At 40.4% G+C, this 13651-nt stretch carries 15 protein-coding genes; all 15 read left to right on the top strand.

Annotation, left to right across the window (positions count from 1 at the left end; genetic code table 11):
* Positions 1-52: 52 nt before the first annotated feature.
* The 15 genes from hslU to flgF all read left to right on the top strand — a co-directional run bounded on the left by hslU (position 53) and on the right by flgF (position 13651).
* Positions 53-1465: an HslU--HslV peptidase ATPase subunit gene (gene hslU / locus ACIFOD_RS09965; RefSeq protein WP_430314473.1), complete on the top strand. Its 1413-nt coding sequence runs from the start codon at positions 53-55 to the stop codon at positions 1463-1465.
* Between the two features lie 96 nt (positions 1466-1561).
* The gene (codY, locus tag ACIFOD_RS09970) at positions 1562-2341 is read left to right on the top strand and encodes a GTP-sensing pleiotropic transcriptional regulator CodY (protein ID WP_113968229.1); all 780 of its coding nucleotides are present in this window, start codon (positions 1562-1564) and stop codon (positions 2339-2341) included.
* A 734-nt stretch (positions 2342-3075) separates the two neighbouring features.
* On the top strand, positions 3076-3465 hold the full coding sequence (flgB, locus tag ACIFOD_RS09975) for a flagellar basal body rod protein FlgB (protein WP_430314474.1): 390 nt from the start codon (positions 3076-3078) through the stop codon (positions 3463-3465).
* 2 nt (positions 3466-3467) lie between these two features.
* Positions 3468-3929, top strand: coding sequence for a flagellar basal body rod protein FlgC (flgC, locus tag ACIFOD_RS09980; RefSeq protein ID WP_430314475.1), 462 nt, complete (start codon positions 3468-3470; stop codon positions 3927-3929).
* Between the two features lie 17 nt (positions 3930-3946).
* Positions 3947-4252, top strand: coding sequence for a flagellar hook-basal body complex protein FliE (gene fliE / locus ACIFOD_RS09985; RefSeq protein ID WP_430314476.1), 306 nt, complete (start codon positions 3947-3949; stop codon positions 4250-4252).
* A gap of 33 nt (positions 4253-4285) precedes the next feature.
* Positions 4286-5884, top strand: coding sequence for a flagellar basal-body MS-ring/collar protein FliF (gene fliF / locus ACIFOD_RS09990; RefSeq protein WP_430314477.1), 1599 nt, complete (start codon positions 4286-4288; stop codon positions 5882-5884).
* 5 nt (positions 5885-5889) lie between these two features.
* Complete coding sequence (gene fliG, locus ACIFOD_RS09995; protein ID WP_430314478.1) at positions 5890-6909, top strand: flagellar motor switch protein FliG; 1020 nt, start codon at positions 5890-5892, stop codon at positions 6907-6909.
* Complete coding sequence (fliH, locus tag ACIFOD_RS10000; RefSeq protein ID WP_430314479.1) at positions 6902-7678, top strand: flagellar assembly protein FliH; 777 nt, start codon at positions 6902-6904, stop codon at positions 7676-7678. Before fliG ends, fliH begins: the two co-directional genes overlap by 8 nt.
* Positions 7675-8994 (top strand): flagellar protein export ATPase FliI, encoded by a 1320-nt coding sequence (gene fliI / locus ACIFOD_RS10005; protein WP_430314480.1) that lies wholly within the window; start codon positions 7675-7677, stop codon positions 8992-8994. Before fliH ends, fliI begins: the two co-directional genes overlap by 4 nt.
* A 5-nt stretch (positions 8995-8999) precedes the next feature.
* Positions 9000-9446, top strand: coding sequence for a flagellar export protein FliJ (gene fliJ, locus ACIFOD_RS10010; RefSeq protein WP_397551706.1), 447 nt, complete (start codon positions 9000-9002; stop codon positions 9444-9446).
* A 4-nt stretch (positions 9447-9450) separates the two neighbouring features.
* Positions 9451-10044, top strand: a complete 594-nt coding sequence (locus ACIFOD_RS10015; RefSeq protein ID WP_430314481.1) for a MotE family protein — start codon at positions 9451-9453, stop codon at positions 10042-10044.
* Between the two features lie 26 nt (positions 10045-10070).
* Complete coding sequence (locus tag ACIFOD_RS10020; RefSeq protein ID WP_430314482.1) at positions 10071-11315, top strand: flagellar hook-length control protein FliK; 1245 nt, start codon at positions 10071-10073, stop codon at positions 11313-11315.
* Between the two features lie 8 nt (positions 11316-11323).
* Positions 11324-11956: a flagellar hook assembly protein FlgD gene (gene flgD, locus ACIFOD_RS10025; protein WP_430314483.1), complete on the top strand. Its 633-nt coding sequence runs from the start codon at positions 11324-11326 to the stop codon at positions 11954-11956.
* A 12-nt stretch (positions 11957-11968) separates the two neighbouring features.
* A complete protein-coding gene (locus ACIFOD_RS10030; protein WP_324748095.1) occupies positions 11969-12352 on the top strand; it encodes a TIGR02530 family flagellar biosynthesis protein in 384 nt (127 codons plus the stop codon).
* A gap of 69 nt (positions 12353-12421) precedes the next feature.
* The gene (flgF, locus tag ACIFOD_RS10035; protein ID WP_430314484.1) at positions 12422-13651 is read left to right on the top strand and encodes a flagellar basal-body rod protein FlgF; all 1230 of its coding nucleotides are present in this window, start codon (positions 12422-12424) and stop codon (positions 13649-13651) included.

Here is a 13651-nt window from a genome sequence, read left to right on the forward strand (position 1 = left end):
GAAATTTTTATATACTTTTACACTATATGGAAAGTAAGGAGTGTGCCATTTGATGAAGAGTACTGATCACTTAACTCCAAGACAAATTGTTGAACGTCTCGATCAATATATTGTAGGACAAAAAGATGCAAAGAGAGCGGTCGCTGTCGCATTGCGAAATCGATATCGCCGTAGCCTTCTTTCTGATGTATTAAAGGATGAAGTGATTCCAAAGAACATATTAATGATGGGACCAACCGGGGTCGGGAAAACAGAGATTGCCAGAAGAATTGCGAAGCTTGTCAGGGCTCCTTTTGTAAAAGTAGAGGCTACTAAGTTTACTGAAGTCGGCTATGTTGGACGTGATGTGGAATCTATGGTCAGAGATTTAGTCGAAACGTCTGTCCGCCTGGTGAAAGAGGAGAAAATGGTAGGGGTTCGTGAAAGAGCAGCTGAAAATGCTAACCGCCGTTTAGTGGAACTCGTTGTACCATCTAAGAAAAAGTCCACCTCTTATAAAAACCCATTTGAAATGATCTTTGGTGGTAATCAGTCTCAGGGCACTTCGAACGAAGAGGAAGAAAAGCAGGAAGAGATTTCCCTTCAAGAGCAAAGGCGCATTGTGGAAACAAGACTTCAAAATGGTGAACTTGAAGAGGAGTTCATCACGATTGAAGTAGAAGAGCAGCAGCCCTCCATGTTCGATATGCTTCAAGGGTCCGGTATGGAACAAATGGGCATGAATATGCAGGATGCTATGAGCAACTTTATGCCAAAGAAAAAGAAAAAACGTAAATTAAAGGTGAAAGAAGCAAGAGTCGTTCTTACAAATGAGGAAGCTCAAAAGCTTATTGATATGGATGAAGTAACCCAGGAGGCAATTGTGCGTGCAGAACAATCAGGGATCATCTTTATCGATGAGATTGATAAAATAGCAAGCAAAAGCTCTGGCCAATCTTCAGCCGATGTTTCGAGAGAAGGGGTTCAGCGTGACATCCTTCCTATTGTAGAGGGATCTACGATTGTCACAAAGCATGGTTCGGTGAAAACAGATCACGTGCTTTTCATTGCCGCAGGTGCCTTTCACATGAGTAAACCATCTGATCTGATTCCGGAATTACAAGGGCGTTTTCCAATCAGAGTGGAACTACAGAAGCTATCTACAGAAGACTTTGTGCGTATACTCATTGAACCTGATAACGCAATCATTAAACAATATATCGCTTTAATGGAAACAGAAGGTATACAAATTGAATTTTCTGACGATGCTATTCGTAGACTTGCTGAAATTGCCTATGATGTAAACCAGAACACGGATAATATAGGAGCGAGAAGACTTCATACCATTATGGAAAAACTTCTCGAGGATCTTTCCTTTGAAGCTCCTGATATTACATTGGAAACGATTAATATCACACCTAAGTACGTGGATGATAAGTTAGGCGCCATAGCTAAGAATAAGGATCTGAGTCAGTTTATTCTATAAGTTTTCACCTTCATTCTATTGGGTAAAGATAGATGAATCAATCAGAATACAAAATTAAATAATAGATACACTTAAGTTGTAGTAGGAGGAAATGTAATGAATTTATTAGGTAAAACAAGAACCATTAACGCTATGCTGCAAAAAGCAGCGGGTAAACCAGTTAACTTTAAAGAAATGTCAGAAACACTTAGCAAGGTCATTGAAACAAATGTATTCGTTGTAAGTCGCCGAGGGAAATTGCTTGGCTACGCCATTAATCAGCAAATTGAAAATGAGCGAATGAAACAAATGCTTGCTGATCGCCAATTCCCTGAGGAGTATACTCAAAACCTCTTTAATGTTCAAGAGACTTCTCCAAACCTGGATGTTAACAGTGAATATACTGCTTTCCCTGTTGAAAATAGAGAATTCTTCAAAAATGGGTTAACGACAATCGTTCCTATTATTGGTGGAGGAGAAAGACTGGGTACATTGATTCTTGCCCGTCTTGAAGCTAGCTTTGAAGATGATGATCTGATCATGGGTGAATATGGTGCAACAGTAGTAGGAATGGAAATTCTTCGTGAAAAAGCGGAAGAAATCGAAGTGGAAGCTAGAAGCAAGGCTGTCGTGCAGATGGCGATCAGTTCTTTATCATACAGTGAACTAGAAGCGATTGAGCATATCTTTGAAGAGTTAGATGGTAATGAAGGCCTTCTGGTTGCATCTAAAATTGCCGATAGAGTGGGTATTACCCGTTCAGTAATCGTCAATGCCCTTCGTAAATTAGAAAGTGCGGGAGTAATTGAGTCTCGTTCCCTGGGAATGAAAGGTACTTACATTAAAGTATTAAACAATAAATTCTTAGTTGAGTTAGATAAGCTTCGTACAAATTAATCCAATGAAAAGCTGTTCCCTGTTAAATGGGGAACAGCTTTTTTTTTTGGTTACCTTAACGCTCGCTTCTGAAGGCATGCTCCGCTTTGTATCATCCTAGAGGCTCGAGGTCATAAGCCAAGCACACCAAAAAGGCAAAGAGCGCCTTTCCGGTGTGCTTGACTTATGCTTGTCGCCTCTGGGCAAAGCCCCTCCGCTTTTGCAGACGGAAATGTCTGATTGTTTAGGGAAAATAAGCCGAATGGACTATTGGTAATCTTTCATAAGGTATTGTCATATATGGCACGAATAGTACAATAAAGTTACAACAATGTTACGACTATTTTCGACAGTTTGATTAATAAAGATGGCAGAGTGAGTAATATGATGAAATTCACCTCTTGGAAGGTGTTATTTTCGTGTGTAAAAGAATGATATTTGGTAAAAAACCCATCTTGAACGCACATAAAGTCGGATTTCATTCTTATGATAGCGAATCGGAAGATACATGTATATGTAACATACATGTAATAAAATTAGAAAAATTCACATTAAATTGGTAAAATATCCTTGGTAATTTAAGGGTTAAATGTAGATTAAAAGTCACGAATTCTTTGAATATCGCCCTCATTCTAGAAAATTTAAAGAATATTCATAGACACTAATCTTGCTAAACATTACAATAAATACTGTTGCATGCTAAATTTGTAAAAAATAGTAGTATCTTGTCAAAAAAACGGATAGAGGTGCCTTTAGTGAAATTATTTTCCAACACTTTCACAACTCTGGAAAGAGGACTGAATTACGCCTCGTTAAATCAAAAAGTGATTTCTCAAAATATCGCAAATGTCGATACTCCAAATTATAAAGCAAAAGAAGTGGAATTTAAGACAATGCTGGACCAGTCAGTTCAACAATTGGATGCCAAAAAAACGGATCAACGACATTTCACCTTTCAGTCAAGTAGTCAACATCCAGCGGTTAAAACAAAAACAGCTTATCAATATAATCACAATGGAAATGGTGTCGATTTAGATCAGGAAATGTCAGAAATGGCTTCGAATCAAATCTATTTTAATGCCTTAGCCGATCGAATAAATGGTAAGTTTAACAGTCTTCAAACGGTTGTAAGGGGAGGTAAATAATCATGGCGATATTTACAGGTATGAATACAACAGCATCTGCCCTTACTGCCCAACGCTTAAGAATGGATGTTATTTCATCAAACATGGCGAATGCAGACACAACAAGAGGAGAAATGGTGGGGGGAGAATGGCAGCCATATAAGAGGAAATCTGTTGTGATGGCACCAAAGGAAAATCATTTTTCTTCATTTTTAAATAAAGCCATGCATACAAGGGACGATCAAACTGTTGGAAACGGCGTAAAGGTTTCCAGAATCGAAGAAGATGACGAAACACCATTTAAAATGGTGTACGATCCAGAACATCCTGATGCGAATGGCGAGGGATATGTGCAGCTGCCCAACGTAGATCCATTACGAGAAATGGTTGACCTCATATCGGCGACTCGTTCATATGAAGCAAACGTTACTGTGTTTAATGCGAATAAAGCGATGTTAATGAAATCATTGGAAATCGGTAAATAGAAAGAGGTTATAGATCTATGGCAATACATAATATAGGTTCGATTAATCCTGGAATTATTAGTCCGTCAATTGCAAAAAAAAATATCTCTCCTTCAGAAGCTACGGAGAATTTCAGTCAATTACTTAAACAGTCCATTGACGAAGTGAATTCCATGCAAGTTCATTCAGATCAAATGACTGAGAAGCTTGTACGGGGAGAAAAGGTTGATCTTCATCAAGTGATGATCGCTTCACAAAAGGCAAGCATCACATTACAAACGACCATGGAAGTTCGTAACAAAGTAGTAGAAGCCTACCAAGAAATAATGAGAATGCCAATGTAGTAGACTCATTCAGTCATGTACCGGAGGATTGTAATGAATGATTCGTTTAAGAAATATACAGAACAGATAAAGTCTTATTGGGCAAGCAGAACAAAAAAACAAAAAATAAGTATGGGAGCAACCTTTCTGATAACAGTCATTCTGATTAGTGTTGTGAGCTTTTTTGCAACAAGAACGACTCTTGTTCCCCTATACAGTAATTTATCACCTTCAGAAACCGGCACGATAAAAGAAAATCTTGATGGTAGAGGAATCCCATCGGAGATTTCCGATGGTGGAGCAACCATTATGGTTCCTAAAGAACAAGTAGATACATTGAAGGTTGAATTGGCTGCAGAAGGTATTCCTAACTCGGGCAGTATTGATTACTCCTTTTTTAGTCAAAATGCCGGGTTTGGTATGACTGATAATGAATTTAATGTGTTGAAGCTCGATGCGATGCAAACAGAACTTGCTCAACTCATGAAAGGAATCGAAGGAGTACAGGATGCTAAAGTCATGATCAATCTTCCAGAAAAGCAGGTGTTCTTAAATGATGACATACAACAAGCATCAGCTTCGATTGTATTAAATACAAATCCTGGTTTCACATTTGATCAAAAGCAGATTAAATCACTTTACCACCTGGTTTCCAAAAGTGTTCCTGATCTCCCTACAGAGAATATCGTCATCATGAATCAATTTTTTGAGTATTTTGACTTGGAATCCCAAAATAATTCAATGGGTGGAGGCAACTTTGCTCAACAAATGGATGTCAAGAAAGAAATTGAACGTGATATACAACGTCAAGTTCAGAATATGTTAGGCACATTGATTGGATTTAACAAAGTGGTTGTATCGGTTACAACTGATATAGACTTTACCCAGGAAAACCGTGAAGAAAACCTTGTTACACCAGTGGATGAAGAAAACATGGAAGGAATAGCCGTAAGTGCACAACGAATTACAGAAACCTTCTCGGGAGAAGGAGCAAACCCGGGTGGGACACCTGGAGCCGGTGATGCTAATGAGCCAACAAATACTGGGGATACTTATGGTTCCGGATCAGAATCAAACGGTGATTATGAACGAATGGAGGAAACGATTAACAATGAAGTCAATCGTATCCGTAAAGAAGTAGTTGAGAGCCCATATAAAATAAGGGACCTTGGGATTCAGGTTATGGTGGAACCGCCAAATCCTGAAGAGATAAATTCCCTTCCACAAGACAGGGTGGATGATATCCGCCAAGTATTATCAACCATTGTACGAACTTCCATTGATAAGGAAGCCAATCCTGAATTGACAGACGAAGCAATAGAAGACAAAGTGATTGTCTCGGTTCAACCATTTAAAGGTAAAGTCGATATGGCATCTGAAGAAAAATCTGTTCTTCCCTGGTGGACCTATGTGGTTGGAGGAATACTTCTTATTGTCATTCTACTTTTAGTATTTTTCCTGATTCGCTCCAGAAAGAAAGAAATAACAGAAGAAATGGCGTATGAAGAAACAAGGGAGCCTGTCCATATACCGGAAATTGAGCCTAAAGAAGAAACAGAAGGAACGATTCGCCGGAAACAACTTGAAAAAATGGCCAAAGAAAAGCCTGAAGAATTTGCAAAATTATTACGGACCTGGTTATCAGAGGATTAGGAGGGATGAATGTGGTTAGAAGAGAGAAAGACTTAACGGGGAAACAGAAAGCAGCCATCCTCCTGATCTCTCTTGGTCCTGATGTATCCGCATCAGTATACAAGCATTTGTCAGAAGAAGAAATCGAGAAGTTAACGCTAGAGATTTCCGGAGTCAAAACGGTGGAGACTGAAGCGAAAGAGGATATCTTAGAAGAATTTCACCATATCGCCATCGCTCAAGATTATATCTCCCAAGGCGGAATTGGCTATGCCAAAACAGTATTAGAAAAAGCACTCGGATCAGAACAAGCATTGGCGATCATTAACCGATTAACTTCATCTTTACAAGTAAAGCCTTTTGACTTTGCACGAAGAGCCGATGCTGCTCAAATTCTCAACTTTATACAAAACGAGCATCCTCAAACCATTGCATTAATTCTATCTTATCTTGAACCACAGCAAGCAGGCCAAATTCTTTCTGAACTTCCTCAAGAGGTTCAAGCAGATATTGCCAGGAGAATCGCGATCATGGATGGAACTTCTCCGGAAGTGATAAGTGAAGTGGAAGCAATCCTTGAAAGAAAGCTTTCGGCTACTGTGACCCAGGATTATACGCAGACGGGTGGAGTCGAGGCAGTAGTGGAAGTGCTGAATGGGGTAGATCGTTCTACGGAGAAGACCATTCTGGATGCATTGGAAATACAAGATCCTGAATTAGCTGAAGAAATCAAGAAGAGAATGTTTGTGTTTGAAGACATTGTCACCCTTGATGGACGTTCCATTCAACGTGTCATTCGCGATTGTGATAACGAAGATCTGCTCCTGTCCCTCAAAGTATCAAGTGATGAGGTGAAAGAAGTGGTATTTAGAAACATGTCTAATCGTATGGTGGAAACCCTAAAAGAGGAAATGGAATTCATGGGGCCGGTTCGATTACGGGATGTAGAAGAAGCTCAGTCACGGATTGTAGCAGTGATAAGAAGGTTAGAGGATTCCGGTGAAATCATCATAGCCCGTGGTGGAGGAGACGATATTATTGTCTAGAATCATTAAATCCTCCATTGCTCGAACCATTGATGAAAACAAAAAACTGATATCCCTTAAAAGGGTTAAAACACTGGAAGACTTCAATCAACAAGAAGACAACGACTTTGAAATGAACAGAGCGGCCGAGGGAAATCACATTATCAATGAAGCGAATGAGAAAGCAACTCGAATAATCGAAGAAGCGAAAGAGATGACTCTCCATGCTCAAAGTCAAATTGAACGCGAGAAAGAAAAATGGCTGGTTGAGCGCGAGCAACTCATGCAGGAGGCCTATAATGCCGGATTTCTTCAAGGTGAAGAAGAGGGTAGAAACAAAGGTTATCAAGAATATCAACAGCGATTAATGGAAGCCAATCAAATGACCGAAAGAAATAAACAGCAGTATCAAGACTATATTCAAAATGCTGAGAAGGTCATTGTCAGCTTAGGGATTACATGTGCTGAGAAAATCATGAATCGGAAACTTCAGGAAGAACCCGATCATTTCTTTTCGATCGTGGAACGGGGATTAAAGGAGGTAAGGGATCTGCCTCATATTCAAATTCATGTTCATCCGTCCAGGCATAAACTTTTAGTTGAAAACAAAAATGAGCTTGAAGTCATGTTCCCAACGGATGTTCAATGCTTTATTTATGCAAATGATGATCTTCAACCCGAGGAATGTTATATAGAAACCAATCAGGGACGTGTCATTGTGAGTGTGGACTCCCAATTAAGAGAGTTAAAACATAAGCTTCTTCATTTTCTGGAAGGTGATGTTGAATGAAAGCAGCAGATCTCATTCACCATATCCCCCAGATTCCAACTTTCAAAAAGTTTGGAAAGGTAAAACGGGTAGTAGGGTTAATGATCGAATCTCAAGGGCCCGAAAGTTCTGTAGGTGAAGTCTGTCACATTCATATTTTCTCCCGTGGCAAACAAAAAGTGATTCTGGCAGAAGTGGTAGGGTTTAATGATGATTTAGTGATCCTCATGCCTTATACCAATATGCAGGATATTTCTCCCGGCAGTTTAGTAGAAGGCACGTCAAAGTCATTAGAAATCAAAATTGGACCATCTTTAATAGGGAAGGTGATTGATTCCCTGGGACATCCACTTGATGGAAGTCACTTACCGAATAGCTTAAGTACGACATATACAGAGCAAGATCCTCCCAATCCTTTATCCAGACCGCCCATTAACGAAAAAATGGAGGTTGGTGTAAAAGCCATCGACAGCATGCTGACTGTAGGTAAAGGCCAAAGGGTCGGTATATTCGCTGGAAGTGGGGTAGGAAAAAGCACACTGCTTGGAATGATTGCCCGAAACACGAAAGCGGATTTAAATGTAATTGCGTTAATCGGTGAGCGGGGAAGGGAAGTAAGGGAATTTATTGAAAGAGATTTAGGTGAAGAAGGATTAAAGCGAACGATTGTAGTGGCAGCCACGTCAGATCAACCTGCACTAATGAGGATTAAAGGAGCATTTACGGCTACTGCCATTGCGGAATATTTCCGGGATAAAGGAATGAACGTCATGCTCATGATGGATTCCGCGACACGTGTAGCGATGGCTCAGAGGGAAATCGGATTGGCGGTCGGTGAACCACCGACCACTAAAGGGTACACGCCATCTGTATTTGCTATTTTACCGAAACTATTAGAAAGAACAGGAACTAATGTACTCGGGAGCATTACAGCATTTTACACCGTGTTGGTAGATGGTGATGATTTAAACGAGCCTATTTCTGACACGGTCAGGGGGATATTGGATGGTCATATTGTGCTTGACCGTCAAATCGCAAATAGAGGTCAATATCCGGCTATCAATATTTTGAAAAGTGTGAGCAGGTTAATGAATCATCTGGCATCTAAGGAACATTTACATGCCGCTACGAGAATAAGAGAGTTATTAAGTACTTATATGAACTCTGAGGATCTTATCCAAATTGGTGCTTATAAAAAGGGTACTTCCCGTGAGGTTGATGAAGCCATCCAATACTATCCAGGTATCATCTCCTTCTTGAAACAGGGAGTATACGAACAGGTTTCTCTCCCTGCAAGTGTGGATGAACTTATAAAGCTATCGGAAAAAGGTGGATGAATCGAGTGAGTTATCAATACAGGTTTCAACGTATTTTAACGTTAAAGGAAAAAGAAAAAGATGAAGTGCAGGAAATGTACAGGGGTTCCATTGAAAAGTTTGAAAAAGTTGCCGAGAAGCTTTATGAGTTTCTGAAAAAGAAAGAAAATCTCGAACAGCATCAAGAAACCAAGTTGCAAAATGGTTTATCTGTACAACATATTCGTCATCATCAACAGTTCATCACCAATCTTGAAAGAACCATTTCTTATTACCAGGACCTGGTGATACAAGCAAGGAACCGCATGAACTGGTGTGAAGAAAAGCTTGTAGATATGAACGTAGAAGTAAAGAAATACGAAAAGATGAAGGAGAACGATCTCCATCGCTTTTTGCAAACGAATCAACAAGTGGAAAATAAACAATTAGATGAAGTATCAGTCGTTCAATATATGAAACGGGGAGTTAGGTGATTTCATGGCAAAGGTGATCGAAGAGGAAAACAAAGAGCAGTCCAGTCGTTTCCAAAGAGTTGTGTTTATCATCTTCATTCCTCTCTTGTTTACTATAACCTTCGCTCTCGTAATCATGACAGTTGCAGGAATCAATGTATTTGAAAAAGCGCAATCATTCAGCTCGGATATCCCTTTTCTGGCTAACATCCTTCCTTCAAACGAAGCCCGGGAAGCAGACGATTTACATGAGAGAATGGTCTCTCTTCAAGCTTCAATCGAAGATCAAGAGGCGAAAATTGCTCAGCTTCAAAATGAAGTAGATAAAAAAGATAGTGATAATGAACAACTGCAAGCAACCATACAGCAGCAAAAAGAAGAGCTTGAAGAGTTACGGCAGATTGGTGAAGAAAACAAACGGGCCTTTAAAGAGGTAGTCAATACATTTGAATCCATGTCAGCAAAGAGTGCTGCCCCTGTTCTGATGAAAATGGATGATGATGAGGCAATGAAGATTCTATCAAATATCAAACCTGATATTCTAGCAGATATTTTAGAAAAAATGCCCCCGGAAGATGCCGCCAGATACACGGAGCTGCTCTCGACGGTGGAAAGATAGGCTAGGTCATGAGAGGAGGTGAAAAAGTGGAAATCGGAATAGGTACCCAAGCTCCCAACTCTCCCATGGGGATGAGAAAGGAATCAACGCTTTCTAAGAAAGAAATGGATGGATTTTCAAAACTTTTAGGATTTGTATCGAATCATGTGGTTGAAAGGGAAGAAGTAAAACAGCCCGAGACACTATCTCTTCTGGTTAGCCTGCAAGGCATCTTTCTTGCAACAGAGCTTGATGAAGTTGGACTATCAAGCGCACAATTAGAAGACTTATCCCGATTAAAGGAATTTGACTTTGACCAAATCGCTGAAATAGTTGGTGTGGATAAAGAAACGGTCAATACACTTTTCTCTGAGCTTCAATCCGCTCTAATTGAGACTGAGCAATCTTCGTCTTCATCAGGTGATAATGTAGAGGATCTTCATGAAATCCTGTTGGGAACGATGCAGTTGCTGCAATCCGCATTAAAAAATGAGGTGGGGAGCATAAGCGGAAAAGGGCCAATAGAAGAAGTGACCAGACTTGTAAAGGTCATTGAACTTTTGGCAGCTAACCGTGACTTACTTGTGGTGGAAGCATCAAAAGCGTCCGAGCTGAAAGAGATGATGAAGATGGTTCAAGCGGGTGTAGATCAATCCCTGCCCAGAGAGTTTAATCAGGCGAAGGATTGGTCCCGGCTATTAAAAGATGCTTTTCAACGCCAAGCCCCTGTGCAACCAATGGAAAAGCAGTCCTCAACAGAAGGGGTCACCGTGGAGAAGAAAAGTATTCAACCGATACAGGCAAGCCACATACACTTTGTTCTTCCGAAAACAGAATCCGTTTCCATGAGTCTCTCATCAGGAAATCGCTCCCTTCAATATGAACAATTTGTGAAAGAATTTCAGAATATCCTAAGTAAATCTCAAATGCTGTCACAGCCGAACATGAGTAAGCTACTAATCAAGCTGTATCCAGAGCAACTGGGCTCACTAAGGATTGAACTTCTACAACAAAACGGAGTGATGACCGCAAAAATATTAGCTTCAACGGCAACTGCGAAAGAAATGCTTGATTCTCAAATTCAAGGATTAAAACATGCATTTACATCACAGAACCTCCAGGTAGAGAAGATTGAAATCTCACAGGCGTTAACAGATGCTGAGCGGCAATCCAAAGGGCAGTCACAGCAACAGTCCTCACAACAGCAAAAGCAGAATCAGCCACATGGAGGAAGCCAGGAAGAAGAAAGAACTCAATCCTTTAAGGATTATCTCGTAAATACCGAAATATAGGTGATAATATGACGAAAATCGATCCGAGCTTACTATATTCCACCATCCAAACAAAACAGCGTGAAGGTGGAAAGGATATTATGGGAAAAGATGACTTCCTGAAAATCCTGATGACACAATTACAGAATCAAGACCCGTTGAATCCGATGCAGGACAAAGACTTCATCGCACAAATGGCTACCTTTTCATCACTAGAGCAGATGACGAACCTGACGAAAACAATGGAGAAATTTGTGGATAACCAAAGTCAATCACAATTGATCTCTTACAATCAATTTGTTGGTAAACAAGTGACATGGCATAAAATCATAGAATCAGAAGCGGGCGATGCACCCGAAATACAAGAAGGACAGGGATTCGTAAAAGGAGTCCGCTTTAAAGGAGACTCTGTTGAATTCATCATGGAGGACGGAACAATCCTGACTCCCGGGAATATTTCACAAGTGAATACGACGGATACCCCGGAAGCTTCTCTCGTTAATGCATCTTTATTAATAGGAAAGAACGTAACATGGCACGGCGAAGATGGAGAGATGAGCGGAATTGTTCAATCCGTTTCAAAGAAAGATTCACTTATTTGGTTTCATACAGAAGCAGGTGACAAAATTTCCAGTGATAAATTAATTAAAATCGAATCTTAGGGAGTGGATTGTATGGAAAAGACATTCTTTCATCGTTCACCACAACCTATTGCACCAAATAAGACGAAAGCTATTACTAAACCTTCAAGTGCTTCATCATTTGCTGCCCAATTAGACAAGGCAATTCAACATGTACCCCACATACAGATTAGCAAACATGCAATGGTAAGGATGGAGCAACGGGGAATTTCTATTTCTCCACATACATGGGAGAAGATAGGGGCGAAAATAAACGAGGCAAAATCGAAGGGTGTCGGGGATTCGCTGGTGATTCTGAAAGATGCCGCGTTAATCGTAAGCGCTAAAAACAAAACGGTGATCACAGCTTTGGACCGTGACGAAGCACATTCTCAGATTTTCACCAACATTAATGGAACGATATTAATAGATTCATAGGCTGGACCTTTTATGGAGGCCTGTAGCTGTGGACTGATTGAAGCAGCTAATAAGAAAGGGGAAAAATTCATGCTACGTTCAATGTATTCGGGTATCAGTGGAATGAAAAACTTTCAAACAAAACTGGATGTAATCGGAAATAATATTGCAAATGTAAATACGTACGGGTACAAAAAAGGGCGTGTCACATTCCAGGACTTAATGAACCAAACCGTTTCTGGTGCGAGTAGAGCAACTGAAAACCGTGGAGGTCAAAATGCAAAGCAAGTAGGTCTTGGGGCATCTCTGTCGTCCATTGATACGATTCAAACTCAAGGAAGTCTGCAGACAACAGGCAGATCCTTGGATGTAGCCATCTCGGGTGACGGATTTTTTGTTGTAAGACAAGGAAATAACGAAATGTTCACCCGTGCCGGGAACTTTTATTTAGATTCAAACGGTAATCTTGTGACTGGTCAGGGGAATTTGGTGCAAGGATATCCTGTTGATGCAAGTGGTGTTGTCAATAAGAGTGGTACGGCTGATATTAAGATTGATACGAATACGACTATGGCACCTCAAGCAACAAGTGTGGCTACTTATAATGGTAATTTGAAGTCCAGTGCACCGAATAATACCCAAGTAGAATTAGAGACAAAAGTGAAAGATTCATTGGGGAAGGACATCAGTTTGAAAATTGTGATGGAGAAGACAGGCTTAAATCAATGGAAGGCTACTGTATCTAGTTTGACTCCAGGTGTAACCGTTAATGCAAATACAACAATTACTTTTGACAATGCCGGGAAGGTGCAGTCACCAGCTACAGGATATGTTCCTTTCGCTATCACATTAAACAATTCAACTGGAGCAAGTCCAAGTCAAGATATAGATCTGGATTTCTCCAAGATCACTCAGTTCGATAGCTCATCCTCCGCTAATGTAGATACTGTTGACGGAAACTCAGAAGGGTACCTTGAAAGCTTCAACATAGGTTCTTCCGGTGAAGTGAATGGAGTATTTTCCAATGGTGAAGTGAGAGTTTTAAGTCAACTGGCATTAGCTACTTTTTCCAATCCGGGTGGGTTGACGAAAGCCGGCAATAATCTGTTCCAGGCTTCAAACAACTCAGGCCTTCCGAACCAGGGGCTAGCTGGAGAGGGAAGAGGGGCACTTCAGTCTGGTGCCCTTGAAATGTCCAACGTGGACCTATCCGAAGAATTCACTGAAATGATCACGGCTCAGCGTGGTTTCCAGGCAAATACACGTATCATCACAACGTCGGATGAAATCCTGCAAGAGCTTATAAACTTGAAACGTTAA

It is taken from the genome of Rossellomorea sp. NRS-1567 (genome assembly GCF_050467885.1).
Lineage (GTDB): Bacteria > Bacillota > Bacilli > Bacillales > Bacillaceae_B > Rossellomorea > Rossellomorea aquimaris_C.